Annotated in this window: 13 protein-coding genes; 6 read left to right on the top strand and 7 right to left on the bottom strand. The window is 61.8% G+C overall.

What is annotated here, in order from left to right:
• Position 1: 1 nt before the first annotated feature.
• From DKY63_RS08085 to DKY63_RS08075, 3 genes are all read right to left on the bottom strand, one after another.
• Positions 2-889 carry a LysR family transcriptional regulator gene (locus tag DKY63_RS08085; RefSeq protein WP_110967879.1) on the bottom strand — a complete coding sequence of 296 codons (888 nt, stop codon included), beginning with the start codon at positions 887-889 and terminating at the stop codon, positions 2-4.
• 274 nt (positions 890-1,163) lie between these two features.
• Positions 1,164-2,270, bottom strand: a complete 1,107-nt coding sequence (locus DKY63_RS08080) for an alkene reductase (RefSeq protein ID WP_110963631.1) — start codon at positions 2,268-2,270, stop codon at positions 1,164-1,166.
• A 150-nt stretch (positions 2,271-2,420) separates the two neighbouring features.
• Positions 2,421-5,759, bottom strand: a complete 3,339-nt coding sequence (locus DKY63_RS08075) for an Ig-like domain-containing protein (RefSeq protein ID WP_239499386.1) — start codon at positions 5,757-5,759, stop codon at positions 2,421-2,423.
• Between the two features lie 559 nt (positions 5,760-6,318).
• On the opposite strand from DKY63_RS08075, the gene DKY63_RS08070 reads away from it, so the two are divergent.
• Entirely contained in the window at positions 6,319-7,041 is a 723-nt protein-coding gene (locus DKY63_RS08070; RefSeq protein WP_110963629.1) for a GNAT family N-acetyltransferase, read from the top strand.
• Positions 7,042-7,183: 142 nt separating this feature from the next.
• Here the strand turns inward: DKY63_RS08070 and DKY63_RS08065 are convergent, their stop codons facing one another.
• Positions 7,184-7,624 (bottom strand): hotdog fold domain-containing protein, encoded by a 441-nt coding sequence (locus DKY63_RS08065; protein ID WP_110963628.1) that lies wholly within the window; start codon positions 7,622-7,624, stop codon positions 7,184-7,186.
• Positions 7,625-7,784: 160 nt separating this feature from the next.
• On the opposite strand from DKY63_RS08065, the gene DKY63_RS08060 reads away from it, so the two are divergent.
• Entirely contained in the window at positions 7,785-8,402 is a 618-nt protein-coding gene (locus DKY63_RS08060; protein ID WP_110963627.1) for a TetR/AcrR family transcriptional regulator, read from the top strand.
• A gap of 499 nt (positions 8,403-8,901) precedes the next feature.
• On the opposite strand, the gene DKY63_RS08055 is transcribed toward DKY63_RS08060, so the two are convergent.
• Both DKY63_RS08055 and DKY63_RS08050 read right to left on the bottom strand, forming a co-directional pair.
• Positions 8,902-10,032 carry a P1 family peptidase gene (locus tag DKY63_RS08055; RefSeq protein WP_110963626.1) on the bottom strand — a complete coding sequence of 377 codons (1,131 nt, stop codon included), beginning with the start codon at positions 10,030-10,032 and terminating at the stop codon, positions 8,902-8,904.
• Positions 10,033-10,182: 150 nt separating this feature from the next.
• Positions 10,183-11,286, bottom strand: coding sequence for an extracellular solute-binding protein (locus tag DKY63_RS08050; protein WP_110963625.1), 1,104 nt, complete (start codon positions 11,284-11,286; stop codon positions 10,183-10,185).
• A gap of 110 nt (positions 11,287-11,396) precedes the next feature.
• On the opposite strand from DKY63_RS08050, the gene DKY63_RS08045 reads away from it, so the two are divergent.
• On the top strand, positions 11,397-12,170 hold the full coding sequence (locus DKY63_RS08045) for a helix-turn-helix transcriptional regulator (protein ID WP_110963624.1): 774 nt from the start codon (positions 11,397-11,399) through the stop codon (positions 12,168-12,170).
• A gap of 110 nt (positions 12,171-12,280) precedes the next feature.
• Here DKY63_RS08045 and DKY63_RS08040 read toward each other — a convergent pair whose 3' ends face one another.
• Complete coding sequence (locus DKY63_RS08040) at positions 12,281-13,216, bottom strand: class I SAM-dependent methyltransferase (RefSeq protein ID WP_110963623.1); 936 nt, start codon at positions 13,214-13,216, stop codon at positions 12,281-12,283.
• A gap of 281 nt (positions 13,217-13,497) precedes the next feature.
• On the opposite strand from DKY63_RS08040, the gene DKY63_RS08035 reads away from it, so the two are divergent.
• The 3 genes from DKY63_RS08035 to DKY63_RS08025 are packed head-to-tail and all read left to right on the top strand — an operon-like array spanning position 13,498 to position 15,228.
• Complete coding sequence (locus DKY63_RS08035) at positions 13,498-14,115, top strand: cytochrome b/b6 domain-containing protein (protein ID WP_110963622.1); 618 nt, start codon at positions 13,498-13,500, stop codon at positions 14,113-14,115.
• Between the two features lie 8 nt (positions 14,116-14,123).
• Positions 14,124-14,897, top strand: coding sequence for a molybdopterin-dependent oxidoreductase (locus DKY63_RS08030; RefSeq protein WP_430523149.1), 774 nt, complete (start codon positions 14,124-14,126; stop codon positions 14,895-14,897).
• Positions 14,898-14,949: 52 nt separating this feature from the next.
• Positions 14,950-15,228, top strand: coding sequence for a pentapeptide MXKDX repeat protein (locus DKY63_RS08025; RefSeq protein WP_110963620.1), 279 nt, complete (start codon positions 14,950-14,952; stop codon positions 15,226-15,228).
• Positions 15,229-15,330 lie beyond the last annotated feature (102 nt).

Here is a 15,330-nt window from a genome sequence, read left to right as displayed (position 1 = left end):
GTCAGACCTTGAGAATGTTGTCCTTGAAGTAGTCGATCAACACCCGCAGCCTCGGTGCGGTCTGCTTCGACGCAGGCCAGAGCATCCACAGGTTTCCGGTGTGATCGGTGTAATCGTCCAGCACCACCTTCAGCCTGCCATCGGCCAGTGGCTGGCGGATTGAAAAATCCGGCAGGCAGGCAATTCCTACCCCGTCCATCGCCAGGTACGTCAGCGGATCCATCGTGGTGCAGGTCAGCGCCTTCGACAGATTCGGCTCGATGTGCGTCTCGCCGACTCGCAGCGGCCAGCGCTCGATCATCCCCGTGGCCGGGAACTTGTGCAGCAGGCACACGTGGTTGATCAAGTCATCCGGGTGCCTGGGTTCGCCGTGCTGTTGCAGGTAGGCAGGCGACGCCACCAACTGCAATTGATAACCCCCCAGCTTGCGCGCCATCAGCCGTGAATCCTGCGGTGCGCCGGTGCGGATCACCGCGTCGAAACCTTCCTCGATCACGTCCACCATGCGGTCGGACATGTCCACGTCCAGTTCGACGTCCGGGTAGGCGCGCATGAACCCGGCCAGCACCGGCATGATCAGCACGTTCTGGATCGGCACGCTGATGCGCACCTTGCCGCGAGGGTTGGCGGACAGTTCCAGCAGTTCCATCTGCGCCGCTTCCACTTCGCTGAGGATGCGTTTGCAGCGGTCCAGGAACAACTCGCCTTCGGTGGTCAGGGTGACGCTGCGGGTACTGCGATGGAACAGCCGCACCCCCAGCCGTTCCTCCATGCGCGCCACGCTCTTGCCCACGGCAGAAGCGGAGATTTCCAGCAGGCGGCCGGCTTCGGTGAAGCTGCGGGTTTCGGCCACCTGAATGAAGGCCGTGATACCGCTGAGGCTGTCCATCATGGCTGGTGTGCTCGGTGTGGGGAGGGGGTTAAGGCAGCGTAGAGCGGGGAGGGGGAAATGCAAAGGATGGGGGATATATGAAATCCTGTAGGAGCAAAGCTTGCTCGCGATGGCGGTGCGTCAAACAACTCTAATGTTGAATGTAAAACCGCCATCGCGAGCAAGCTTTGCTCCTACAGGGGAGCTGCTGTGAACACGCAATTTGTGCCCGGCGCAGATCCAGTGTGGGAGCGAGCCTGCTCGCGATGACGGTATTGAATGGCGCGAACAATCAGGCGCTTTGCTGATAGAACGGATAATCCGTAAACCCCACCTCACTGCCACCGTAGAACGTGTCCCGATCATAGGCATTCAACGGCTGCCCATGACGAATCCGCTCCGGCAAATCCGGGTTGGCGATGAAGTCGCGACCGAAGGCCACGAGGTCAGCGTCGCCCGCTTGCAGGATCCGCTCGGCGGATTCGGCGGTGAAGCCGCCGGCGGCGATGATCAGGCCCTTGTAATGCTGACGGATCAACTGTGCTGCCACCGGGTTCTGATCTTTGCTTTCGTCGATCGAGTTACCTATCACGCGGGGCTCGATCAGGTGCAGATAGGCCAGGTTCAGTGGCGCCAGCTGTTGCGCGACATACACAAACAGCGCCTCGGGATCGCTGTCCTTCATATCGCCGAAACTGCCGCTTGGCCCCAGGCGCACCGCCACCCGATCGTTGCCCCAGACCTCAATCGCCGCTCGGGTGATATCCAGCAGAAATCGCGCACGCTTGGCGATGCTGCCGCCGTAGGCATCGGTACGCTGGTTGCTGCCGTCCTGCAGGAACTGGTCGATCAGGTAACCGTTGGCGGCGTGGATTTCAACACCATCAAATCCGGCCTCCAGACCGCGCTGCGCGGCGCGTCGAAAGTCCTCGACCAGCGCTTCGACTTCCGCTGTTTCGAGCGCGCGGTGCGGCGTACTCGGTACCCAGCCGTTGGCGGTGTAGGCGACGCCGTTGTACTCCATTGCCGAAGGCGCTACAGGTTGCGCGCCGTCGGGTTGCATGTCGCTGTGGGACTGGCGACCGGCATGGAACAGTTGCAGGAAAATCCGTCCGCCCTTGGCGTGCACCGCTTCGGTAACGGCTTTCCAGCCTGGGATCTGCGCATCGTTGTACAGGCCGGGTGAGCCGAGGTAGCCGTTGCCGGTCGGCGAGACCACCGTAGCTTCGGAAACGATCAGGCCGCCGTGGCTGGCGCGTTGGGCGTAGTACTCGGCCATCAGGGCGCCAGGTTTGTCGCCGGGTTCCGAGCGCATGCGGGTCAGGGGCGCCATGACGACGCGGTGGGCGAGGGCGTGCGGGCCTATCTGGATGTTGGACAGCAGGGTGGGGTGATTCATGGTGACCTCCAGTAAATGTCTGGAGGCAACTGTAGGGAAAGCGATTACAGAGAAAAACGGGCTCGGGCTCCGCTCACTGTGGACCAATTGCTCCGTAATCGAACAGCGCCCGGTCCACATTGCATGGACCGGGCGCGGGTCGAAGCGGCATCAGTGCGCGGCGAGCGGCGCCGACACCGACTTGCCGAAGGTTGAAGTGACGGTGACGGTCGGGTTCGGTGTCGGTCCGGCACCGGTGGTGCTGGCCGATACCCTCCAGCGAGCCCCGGTGCCGGTTGGCGTGAGGGTCGCGTTACCGAGGTTGAGTGGCCCGGCGGTTGTCGACACGATCGCTGTCAGCGTATTGCCCGTACCCCGTGACGTGGTGCCCGCCAGGTCCCAGGTGTAGCGGTTGTTGCTGCGTACCGTGACGGTCGCGCTGCTGATCACCAGGTCTTCGTTGACCGTCGCTGATGGCGATACCGCCACAGAGACGGTGGCCGGTGGCGAAACCCCATCCTTGGCGTCGCTGGCCTGATAGGTGAAGGTCGCGGTGAACGCGGCCGGGACGCTGGCCGGTGGCGTGTAGATCACGCGGGTGCCGTCGGTGCTGACCGTGCCCTTGCCGGAATCCGGCTGGTTCAGGCCCACCACCTTGAGCGGCAGGTTGCCGTCCGGATCGGTGTCGTTGGCCAGCACGTTGATGGTTACCGGTTGCCCGTTGGCGCTGGTGGCGCTGTCAGGGTTGGCCACGGGTTTTTTGTTGTCGCCCTGGTTGTCGTCAGCCTTGCCACCGGTACGGAAGGTTGGCAGTGCCGCCGAGTTCACGTAGGTGACACCGTCCCAGCCGGGCAGGGGCGTTGGCATCAACTGGAACTGACCCGGATGCTCCACGTCCCAGCGCAGCAGCATCGAATTGTCCTCGTGCTGGGTGTTGTGGCAGTGCTCCATGTAGGTCCCGGCAAATTCGCGGAAGTGAATTGCCATTTCCACATCCACCGAACTGTCCAGGCCTTCGCCGATGCGATACACGTCCTTGCGCGCCCATTTTTCCCATTCCGGCGGTGCCTTGCCGTCGCGACTCAGGATGATCCCTTCCTCGAAGTGCACGTGCACCGGATGGTTCCAGCCGTTGCCGCCGTTCTTGATTTTCCACACCTCAAGGGTGCCGTCCCCGGAGAAGCCGGCATCGGTCGGGCCGTTGGCCAGTTGCGGTGCGGCGCTGAGCCGGCGTGGGTCCATGTTGTAGCCAGGCCCTCCATCGGTTTTGACGGTCCATGGCGCTTCGTCGGTGCCATCTGAACGACCGAAGATGAACTCACGGTGCCGCGCTGCCGCGATCTTGGCCTGATCGGCCGGGTTGTCGCGATCGAGGGTCAGCGGAATCATGAATTTGCCAGCCGGCTTGCCCGGTTTGGCGGGCTCGTAATCGGCCGGGTTCATGCTCACATCGGTGCCGCTGTAAGGCTGGACGATCAATTGCAGGAACTTGCCGACCACGGGGTCGCCCTTGTCCCACTCAGGCCCTTTGCTGCCTTGCTTGATCACTGCCTTGTATTTTTCCGACAGCACATCCGCCAGGCTCAGTGCATTCTTCTCCGGACCCTTGCCGGTCTTGTGCTCCAGCAGGTTGACGAAGTACAGCTTGTCGCCAACCGAGATGCCGTTTTTCGCGAAGTTGACGATGATGTCAAAGCGTTCGGCGATGCCCTGGGTCGGCAGGATGGCGTTGTGGTTTTGCAGGTCGCCGTCGCCGTCCAGGTCCATGCTGCCGTCGAACGGCACGGTATGGGCCATGATGTTGCCGTCGTTGGCGATCATGTGGAACGGTACGCGGTTGTAGGAGACGCCGGAGCCGGCAGGCCCGGGAAACTCGCCGCCGTTGCCGGCCACTTCACGCACCAGGGCAATCTTCACGTAGCGCGATACCGAGCCGTTGAGGATGCGGAAGCGATAGCTGCGTGCGCGCACCTTCAGTTTTGGCTGGTACTGCCAGTTGACCAGCATCTGGTCGCCCAGGAAGCCGTCGGTGTTGAACGGGTTGAACCACAGTTGACCGTCCTTATCCCAGGCCTTGTCGGCGACCACCAGGTTCACGTCGTAGTCACGGTTCCCCCAAGGCAAGCCGCTGCCGCTGGGGAAGCGCAGGTTGACGCCGTCGTCGATCGCTTCGTTGCCGCGATCCAGCGCGCTGTAATAGTTCATCATCACCGCGTTGCCCTTGTAGACGTTCTGCGCGGTGAAATCGAGCATGTGGTCGTGGAACCAGTGGGTGCTCATGGTTTCGCGCCAGTCGCCACGGATCTTGATGGTGCCGTGGTCGCAGGTCTTGAGGCCCGGGGTGGCATCGTTGACGAACAGGGTTTCACCCGGCGAGCAAGGGAACGCCGCGCGTGGGTCCGAAGCCGTGGTGTTGATGGTGTCGTAGCCGGCCAGTTGCATCGGCCAGCGATAGTCGTAGTACTGCCCCGGGAAGAAAAACGCGTTGGCATAGCCATCGCTCTCGGCGGGGGAGTGGCCGTTGTGTTCGTGGGTGCTGATGGTGTGCAGGCCAAAGCCCATGTTGGCGGCGGGGTCGATCGGCAGGGCGTTGTAATGACGCATCAATACCGGTTGGCCGTAACGCACCATGAGCAGTTTCGGTGGAAAGGTGCCGTCGAAGGTCCACAGCGCATTGTGATTTTGCAGCGGGAAGTTGGGGTGGAAACGGGTGTCGATCCCCTTGGTGGTCCCCGTCGTGGTCGGGATGTCCGAGGTCTGGTAGTACAGCCCGCCAGGCCCGAATTCACCTTCGGCGTAGTGGTGATATTGATAGCTGTCACGCAAGCCGCCGTTGATCCGCGCACCGGCTTGCACGGTTTTGTAGGCGACCTGCGGATAGAACTCGTTCCAGCGCTGGTGCGACCAGCCTTTTCCTGGTGGACGTCCTTCCGCCGGCGAACCGACGGGATGCCGGTTGAGGAAGGCTTCGATCTGCGCTTGCCAGGGGTTGCGGTCCAGCACATTGGAAAATTGCGACGGAAACGGAAACAGCCCCGGTTGATGCAGGAACGCATCCAGCGCGGTGCCGGCAGGACCGCTGCGGGAGATGAAGTTCGGGTCCTGTTGCGGTGCCGGACCGACGGTAGGCACCGGGAAGGTCAGGGTCGGAGCCGGTGTCGTCGGGTCAAGTCTTTCCGGGCCGAATTCCTCGAACAACAGCAATTGCTGGGTGTACGGCTGCGCCCCGAACAACGGGCTTGGCTTGCCGTTGGTGGGGTAGTTGAACGAGGTCTGCGCGGCGGGTGGCAGCACGTTGTCGGCGCGGGGTGTGTTCTTGTCGCCGAATACGCCGTTGGGCAGGGCGATGGAGCCCTGGTTGGCTTCGGGCAATCCCTTGAGGGCTTCCAGCGCGGCAGCCGCATCGGCCGGGGTGGCGGGTGGGTTGGTGAAGGCTGAAGGGTCGGTCGGCGGTGGCTGGCTGACATCGTCGAGCGGTGCAGCGCTGGCCGTGGCAAGGGTGATGAGCATCGCCGCGCAGGTCGCTCCGGACCTTCGCAAATAGCGGGTTGATTGGGACTGCGTTTTTACACGTTTCATGATGAGGACCCCTCGCGTCATGCCATATCGGCGAAACCCACCGCCCTCTATCGGGACGACAGCTGCTGCGGGTAAAGGGGCTTATGCAACAGGCGGGCCGGACTGCGGGCCTGCGAAAAAGTTCAAACTAATTAGTTAGTTGTTTCCAAATGTGTATTCAGGGGGTGAGGAGGTGAGTTGGGGGGAGTGGGGAATATTCCTCAATTACGGGTAAAAGACAGCTATTTTCAGTTGCTTGCTTTCCCCAACAGGTGGTCGAGTCTTACCGGCATATTTTTGACTTAAGCAGAATGAGAGGCTTTATCAATAATGTTTTCACCGGTTTTTTACCGTTCAAATGGCTGTCATCCATTCAGCCGTGACAGCGATTGAGCAATTTTGAAAGGACTGTTGAATGACGTTCGTCAGACTCAAAAGATGGCGGGCGCGTGCAAGCTGTGATGGCGCGTTATCATACGCAGCCATCGCCCCCCGGAGTCGTCCCCCCGCAATGCCCCAGATCACCCATTTCAAGACCCCGTGCCCCGAGCACATCAACAGCCAGATCCTGCAGATGGTGGTCGACAACCTGACCGACATCAGCATGGTCGCGATCCCGCCGAGCAACCTGCTCTACAACGTCTATCAGTACGCGATCGGCTTTGAGGTGCACCTGTACCTGGAGGCGTTGAACGGGGCGAAAGGGATCGACGTGGAACTGATCGTCGCCACTGACCTGGACGACCCGGAGCAGGTCACGGGGTTCCTGTTGTACCTGCCGGTCAAGGACGACCCCGAGGCCTGCGGCGTGGCCTACATGGCGGTGCACGCCGGCCATCGGCGCCAGGGCATCGCACGGCGGATGCTGCGCGAGATGGTCGCCCGCTATCCCCATGCCGAACTGACCTGCGCGGTGGCCAAGGTGCCGTACTTCGAAGCCATGGGTTTTCAAGTAGTGGGCGTGCGCGCAACCCAGGTGCTGATGAACACCCGCGACCACGGCAGCGATGGCTTGATGGCATTGCTCGACGTTGCGTCGATCTACAGCTCGCTGGAGGTGCGGCAGATTCATACTTACCTGCTGCAAAAACACGGCAAGCGGGCGATGCAGGATGCGGAAAAGCAGCGGGATCGGCATCTGGATCAGCTGACGCGCAGGGCCAATGAGTTCGTGCGTGAGCGGTTGGGGGAGGATGCAGTGCCCGTCAGCGGACCGCGGTTGCGGTTGGTCTGATAACGCTTAATTCAACGCCGCGAACCCACTGTAGGAGCGAGCCTGCTCGCGATGGCGATCTGTCAGCCGGCATTGTGTTGCCTGACATACCGCTATCGCGAGCAGGCTCGCTCCTACAGTGGCTCTGTGTTCCAGCCGGGTATCAGGCCAGCTTCACATTCATCGTAATCCGCGCCGTAAACACCTTCTTGCCTTCGGTATCGTGAACGTCCACCGGCACGATCTTGTCACCCTCGCTGCTCCAATCCAGCCCCTCGCCATTGGCCACCGCCGTCAAATCAGTCTTCGCCTTGGCCAGATACTCCACCGTCATGCCCTTGGGAATCCAGCGTGCGCCTTTGGGGATGGACACGTCGGTCATCATCCCGGCTGCCAGCTCGGCGGCGTTGCACATGGCAATCGCATGCACGGTGCCCAGGTGGTTGGTGATTTCCTTGGCGAACGGCACCTGAACGGTCGCGCTGCGTTCGCGCAGGTCGGTGACCAGCGGATTGATGGTGGAGAAATAGGGCGCCACCTGGCAGGCCATCTTGCTGAACGCCTGGGGGCCTGCGCTGTTGAACATGCTGAGGAACTGACTCATGTGAAAGCCTCTGTGATGGGTGATTTGCAGAATGATGCTCGGTAACAGAATATTATTCTGTGACGGAACAGTATTCTGTCGACGGGAAATCTGTCAACCTAGCGTCACTTTCGAGTTGGCAGCCGCCAGCCTTCACCCCTGATTTCGGTCTGTTCTCACCATGGAAACTTCGGATTTGCTCGAGCGCGCCTGGCCCGGCCGCCGTGCCGAGCTCAAGCGCGACATCTTTCGCAAGGCCTTGCAGCTGTTCAACGAGCAGGGCATCGAGGCCACCACCATCGACATGATTCGCGCCGAATGCGATACCAGCGTCGGCGCGATCTACCATCATTTCGGCAACAAGGAAGGCCTGGTGGCCGCGCTGTTTTTCACCGCGCTGGACGATCAGGCCCGGCTGCGCGACAGCTACATGGCCGACGCCGGCACCGCGCAGGCGGGGGTGCACGCGCTGGTGCACAGCTACGTGGATTGGGTCGACAGCCAGCCCGAGTGGGCGCGTTTCCAGTATCACGCGCGATTTGCGGTGACCAAGGGGCCGTTCAGTGACGAGCTTGCCGAGCGCAACAAGGTGCGCAACAAGAAGCTGTTGGAGTGGTTGTCGGCGCACCGCGATCAAATGGGTGGCTTTTCCGCCGAGTTGATGCCGTCGTTGATCATCGGCCAGGCCGACAGCTACTGCCGCGCCTGGTTGTCGGGCCGGACCAAGGGCAGCCCGAAGGCCTACCGGGAGCTGCTGGCCGAGGCGGCATGGCGCTCGATCGCCGCCACCGAAACGTGATCTCCCTCTGCCTGATCGTTCCCACGCTCTGCGTGGTAACGCCTCCTGTGACGCTCTGCGTCACGCCTTTGGGACGCAGAGCGTCCCGGGCTGCATTCCCACGCAGAGCGTGGGAACGATTGAATAACCTGTAGGAGCGAGCCTGCTCGCGATGGTCGTGAACGATGACGCGTGAAATCAGACACCCCGCGGCGCCCGTTGGTTTTTCGCGAGCAGGCTCGCTCCTACAGGGATGATGGTGTTCTTGATAAAGCAAAAAGCCCGGCTCCAGGCCGGGCTTTTCGATGTCTGGGTTAAAAAAGAGCCTCAAAGCTCTTTGATGGGGAGAAGTGGAGCCATTGAGGCTCAAGATGCGCATGAAGCAGGCGGTGAGCTTGATAGGGGTTCAGTACACTCACCACCTGCGCAACGGCTTGGGCAAGCAAGCGGCTGCGCAACTCCATCGTAGGAACATGGGGGATGGCCCTCAAGTACCGCACGTCTAATCCTCCCACAAATGTCAGCTTCTGCGATTTCGCGCCCCCGGCCAACCGGCTTGATTCAAGGCTTCAAGCAGTGTCTGCGCATCCAGCCCGGGCACCGCATGGCCGTTACCTTCGGTCGTTTCGGCGGCGAGCAGGGCGTTGATGATGGCTTCTTCCACCGCTTCGGTGGCCGCCAGGAACAATTCGCTGATGTGATCGTTATTGACCATGCTCAGATGATCGGTCGTCGGCGCGCGTTTGCGTTCGTAGGCAGCCGCAGGCACATGGGCATTGCCGGTGGCGAAGGCGATGAAAATGTCGCCGCTGTGGTCTTCGTTGCCGCCACCGGTGCGCGCCAGGCCAAGGCTGGCGCGTTGTGCCAGGCGCGTGCATTGGTGCGGCAGCAACGGTGCATCGGTGGCCAGGCAGACCACGATCGAACCCATGCCCGGATGCGGCAACGAGGCCTTGAGGAACGGCGAATCAACCTGAGTCATGTAGCGCCCGACCGGGTAGCCGTCGACGCGCAACTCGTTGCGAATGCCATGGTTGGCCTGGACGATAGCGCCGACGGTCCAGCCGCCCTGCGCACTGTCGAGCTGTCGCGAGGCCGTGCCGATGCCGCCCTTGAACTCATGGCAGATCATGCCGCTGCCGCCACCGACATTACCCTCGACCACCGGCCCACCCACCGCCGAATGCAGCGCCTGCGCCACATGTTCGGGTTTTACATGAAAGCCGTTGATGTCATTGAGCAGGCCGTCGAAGGTTTCCAGCACCACCGGCATGTTCCAGTACAGCCGACCGTCATCCGGTTGCTGTTCACGGTCCACCACGATCAACGCATCGCGCACCACGCCCAGGCTGTGGGTGTTGGTGAAAGCGATGGGGCTGGTCAGCAGGCCGGCCTCGCGAATCCACTCAAGTCCCGTGGCATCGCCGTTGCCGTTGAGCACATGGACGCCGGCAAAACACGGTTGCGCACTGGTGGAGCCGGCACGGGGTTCGACCACGGTGACACCGGTCAGGATATCGCGACCCCGGGCGGTGTGACCGCGCACATTGCTGTGGCCGACCCGCACGCCGGGCACGTCGGTGATGGCGTTGAGCGGGCCGGGTTGCAGTTGGCCGATCTGGATGTTCAGGTCGCGGGCACGTGGTTTCATGGCAGTTCTCATCTTCAATTGAATGGCGCAAAAGTGAAAATCTGTGGGAGCGAGCCTGCTCGCGAAGGCGATGGATCAGGCAAAGGTGATGTCGACTGACACGCCCTATTCGCGAGCAGGCTCGCTCCCACAGGGGGGATTGCGGTGGGGTTATTGACCGTTTTTGACCTTGCTCCAGATCCGCGTGCGCACCCGTTCGGTCGCTGGCGGCAGCGGTTGCAAGGTGAAGAGGGTGGCCAGCGCCTCGGCTGACGGGTACACGGCGGGATTGGTGCGGGTCGCTTCGGCCACCAGCGCGGTCGCGCTGCGATTGCCATTGGGGTAGTTGAGGAAGTTACTCACCGGGGCGATGACCTCGGCGCGCATCAGGTAGTCGATGAACGCCAGCCCCTGTTGCGGATGCGGTGCATCCTTGAGCAGCACCAGCGTGTCGAACCACACCGGGGCGCCTTCCTTGGGCAGGCTATAGGCGATCTTCACGCCGTTGCCAGCCTGTTCGGCAGTGGTCTTGGCCTCCAGCATCGCCCCGGACCAGCCCACCGCTACGCAGATGTTGCCGTTGGACAGGTCGCTGATGAATTTCGACGAGTTGAAGTAGGCGATGTGCGGGCGCAACTTGAGCAGCAGCGCTTCGGCCTTTTTGTAATCCTCAGGGTTGGTGCTGTTGGGCGGCAGGCCGAGGTAGTGCAGGGCGACCGGGAGCATTTCCGCCGGCGAGTCGAGCATCGCCACGCCGCACTCGCCCAGTTTGGCCAGATTCTCTTCCTTGAACACCAGGTCCCAGGAATCCACCGGCGCCTTGTCGCCGAGCACCGCGCGCACCTTGTCGATGTTGTAGCCGATGCCGTTGGTACCCCACAGGTACGGCACCGCGTACTGGTTGCCCGGGTCGTTGTGGGCCAGTTTCGCCAGCAGGTCGCTGTCCATGTTCTGGAAGTCCGGCATCTGGGCACGGGGTAGCGGGGCGAGGGCGCCGGCCTTGATCAGCGTCGGCAGGCTGTAGTTGCTGGCCACCACCACGTCGTAACCGCTGCGGCTGGTCAGCAGTTTGCCTTCCAGCACTTCGGCGCTGTCGAAGGTGTCGTAGACCGGCTGGATCCCGGTGTCGCGCTTGAAGTCCTGCAGGGTGTTCGGGCCGATGTAGTCGTACCAGTTGTAGACGTGAACAGTCGGGTTTTCGCTGGCAACCGCCGACAGCGAAACCGCCAGGCAGGCGCCCAGTCCCAGATTGAAATACCCGTGGTGACCCCTCATGATGCGGCACTCCTGGCCTGCTGCGGCCGGTGATGTTCAGGAGCTTGCAGCCTATCGACCGCCGTGGCGGTTACCCATTCCCATCATGGGTTACTCAAAAGGGGTAGTGCGTGGACGCGTTGTTGAAAGAGTTGCCGCTGCACCAGGGCCTGGCGCGGATGTTCGGCAGCGTGGGCGAGGCTGGCTTCTGGCGTGCGCTGGTCGATACCCTGCGTCTTTTGGTGCCGCTGGACAACGCACTGGTGGCGGTGATGAAGCCCGGTCGGGTACCGCGCCTGCTGATCGATTTCGATGCCAAGGGCAGTGGTGAGGAGCAGGAAGAACTGGCGGATTACAGCGCCGGCATGTACTTGCTCGATCCGTTTTACCAAGCGGTGGGTGCCGGCATCGCGGACGGTTTGCACAGCCTCGATTCGGTGGCCCCTGACCAGTTCCAGCAGAGCGAGTACTACCAGAGCTACTTCTGCAAAGTGGTGGGTGGTGACGAGTTGCAGTTCATGGTCAACCTCGACGGCGCTGTGCTGGGTCTGTCCCTTGGGCGCTCGACGCGCTTCACTCTCGAAGAGCAGGGCCGTCTGCTGTGCGTGCGCGACTGGGTGCTGGCGGCGATGCGCAGGCACCTGCAATTGCTGCCGCCGGAGGGGGCGGTTGCCGAAGCCGTGGCCGGCGATCTGGCGACTCTGCTCGACCGCTTCGACGCGCGGCTGTCAGCCCGGGAAATCGAAACCGCGCGGTTGATCCTGCAAGGCTTCTCCAGCAAGGCCATCGCCCAGCAGATGGGCATCTCGCCGGAGACGGTGAAAGTGCATCGGCGCAACCTCTATCACAAGCTCAATGTGAACGGGCATGGGGAGTTGTTTGCGTTGGTGCTTCAGCCGCGCTGATCCGGATTTTTTGGTGGGCATGCCGGCCCCATCGCGAGCAGGCTCGCTCCCACAATTGAAATGCGGTCCCTTGTGGGTGCGAGCCTGCTCGCGATAGGGGCGACGCGGTCTTACTGCTTGAACACCAACGCCTTCAACCCACACTCGATATCGGCATCCGGAAACTCCGGCGGATTCTCCAGCCGCTGCTCGAACCGCAGGCTCGGCGCCTCACGGGGCACGCCGTCGATCAGGAAGTCCGCACCAAAGGCCGGATCGTTCATGCACGCCAGTACCGTGCCCTGCGGGCTTAGCAGTTCGGGCAATCGGCGCAGCACCCGCTGGTAATCCTTGGTCAGCAGGAAGCTGCCTTTCTGAAACGAAGGCGGGTCGATGATCACCAGGTCATACGGGCCCTTGCCGATCACCTTGCCCCAGGATTTGAACAGGTCGTGGCCGAGAAAGGTCACCTTGCCCAGGTCATGCCCATTGAGCCGATGGTTGTCGCGGCCACGGCTCAGGGCCGGGCTCGACATGTCGAGGTTGACCACATGGGACGCGCCGCCTTCGATGGCCGCCACCGAGAAACCACAGGTATAGGCAAACAGGTTCAGCACGCGCTTGCCTTCGGCATTGGCCCGCACCCAGTCGCGGCCATAGCGCATGTCGAGGAACAGGCCGGTGTTCTGCTTGCGGCCCAGGTCCACCCGGTATTTCAGGCCGCCTTCGGTGATGGTCAGTTCGTCGATTTCTTCCCCCAGCAGCCATTCGGTGGTGCTTTGCAGCAGGTAGCGGTGTTGCAGCAGCAGGGTATGGGCGCCGGATTGCATCCACTGGGCAGATTGAGTGATCGCCATCAGCAAACGCTTCAGATCTTCCAATTGCGAAGGCTCGGGCTCCTTGAACAGCGCCACCAGCACCACACCCTGCAACCAGTCGACCGTCACCTGCTCCAGCCCCGGCCAGCAACGGCCGCGGCCGTGGAACAGGCGGCGGGTTTCGGCGGGGGCGGAGGCGAGGGCGGTCAGCAGATGGTCGTGGAGGGTGGCGAGGGCTTCGGTGTTCATGGGTTTGGGTCGGCGAATTTGCGGGGGGCGGCATTTAACCATAGTTGCACCCTGAAAGGATCACCCAACCCACTGTAGGAGCGAGCCTGCTCGCGATGGTCGTCAACGATGACGCTGGCAACCTGACACCCCGCGGTGATCTGTCGTCCATCGCGAGCAGGCTCGCTCCTACAGGGAGACGCAGGGCAGTTATCACAAATAATTTAACTCTGCGTGAGGATTTGGCGATCTGGTCGCTCCCATACTCGGCCCCAACGAACAACAACAAACGGGAGCCGGACATGTCGCAGCGCACTGCTTCACCCAGGCCCAGTCATCCGCGCTGGCTACGCCTGACCCATTGGCTCAACGCCCTGGCCGTGCTGGTGATGGTCACCAGCGGCTGGCGCATCTACAACGCCTCGCCGCTTTACGATTTCAGCTTCCCCAATACGATCACCCTGGGCGGCTGGCTCGGCGGCGCTCTGCAGTGGCACTTCGCGGCGATGTGGCTGCTGGCCTTCAACGGCCTCCTGTACCTGACCTTCAATCTGTTCAGTGGTCGCCTCAAACGACGCTTTTTCCCGGTTTCGCCAAAAGGCGTACTGCACGACCTGTGGGCCGCCCTGCGCGGAAAACTCGGCCACGCCGACCTCAGCCATTACAACCAGGTGCAACGCTTTGCCTACCTGTTCGTCATGGTGGATATCACGTTGCTGGTGATCTCCGGGCTGGTGCTGTGGAAGTCGGTGCAGTTCCCGTTGTTGCGTGAATTGCTCGGTGGCTATGACACGGCGCGGCATGTGCACTTCATCGCCATGGCGCTGCTGGTGGCCTTCGTGGCGGTGCATCTGGTGATGGTCGCACTGGTGCCGAAAACCCTGCTCGCCATGATCGTCGGTCGCAAGGAGTCCGTATGAAAAAGCGCATGCACAATCCGGATCTGGACGAGTCCTCGATCCTGACCGACGCCCGCAAGATCCTCGCGCCGCAGATCGAAGATCGCTCGCGTCGCTCGTTCCTGCTGCGCGGCCTGACCCTCGGTGGCGTGGCGATGCTGTCCGGCTGCAACCTCACCGACAACGAAAGCGTCGACACCGCACTGTCGTCGATGTCGCGCTTCAATGATCGGGTGCAGGGCTGGCTGTTCAATCCCAATGCCATGGCGCCGACTTATCCCGAATCGATGATCACCCGGCCGTTTCCGTTCAATGCCTTCTACGGCATCGACGAAGCGCCGACGGTGGACGAGGAGAGTTATCGCCTGGAGGTGTCGGGGCTGGTGGCGGACAAACGCAGCTGGCGTCTCGAAGAGCTGCGCGCCATGGCGCAGACCGACCAGATCACCCGGCACATCTGCGTCGAAGGCTGGAGCGCCATCGGCCGCTGGGGCGGGGTGCGCTTCAGTGATTTCCTCAAGCGCATCGGCGCCGACACCGACGCCAAATACGTCGGCTTCAAATGCGCCGACGATTACTACACCAGTATCGACATGGCCACCGCGCTGCATGCGCAAACCCTGTTGACGCTGACCTATGACGGCGCGGTGCTGCCGCGCGAATACGGCTTCCCGATGAAGCTGCGCATGCCCACCAAGCTTGGCTACAAGAACCCCAAACACATCCAGGCGATTTTCGTCAGCAACACCTACAGCGGCGGCTACTGGGAAGACCAGGGCTACAACTGGTTCGGTGGCAGCTGACAGCGCCTTAAGTTTTCACACACCCGCAAACCGAGCCTCGAGGAGTTTCATCATGAAAAAGCTGACCACCGTTGTTCTGTCCATGTGCCTGGCTGTTGGCGCCGCCTCCGTGTTCGCTGCCGACACCATGAGTAACGACAGCATGAGCAAGGACTCGATGTCCAAGGATGCGATGAAGAAGACCGATTCGATGTCCAAGGACGCCATGAAGAAAGGCGACTCAATGTCCAAGGATACGATGAAGAAGGGCGACGCCATGTCCAAGGACGCCATGAAGAAGACCGATTCGATGTCCAAGGACGCGATGAAAAAGGACGCCATGTCCCAATAACCCCAAACACCCCCGATCCCCTGTAGGAGCGAGCCTGCTCGCGATGGAGTGTCAGTCGATGACAGGTTGACTGACCCACCATCGCGAGCAGGCTCGCTCCTA

It is taken from the genome of Pseudomonas putida (assembly GCF_003228315.1).
Taxonomy (GTDB): domain Bacteria; phylum Pseudomonadota; class Gammaproteobacteria; order Pseudomonadales; family Pseudomonadaceae; genus Aquipseudomonas; species Aquipseudomonas putida_S.
The sequence above is the reverse complement of the archived record's forward strand: the minus strand, read 5'-3'. Positions and strand labels throughout refer to the sequence as shown.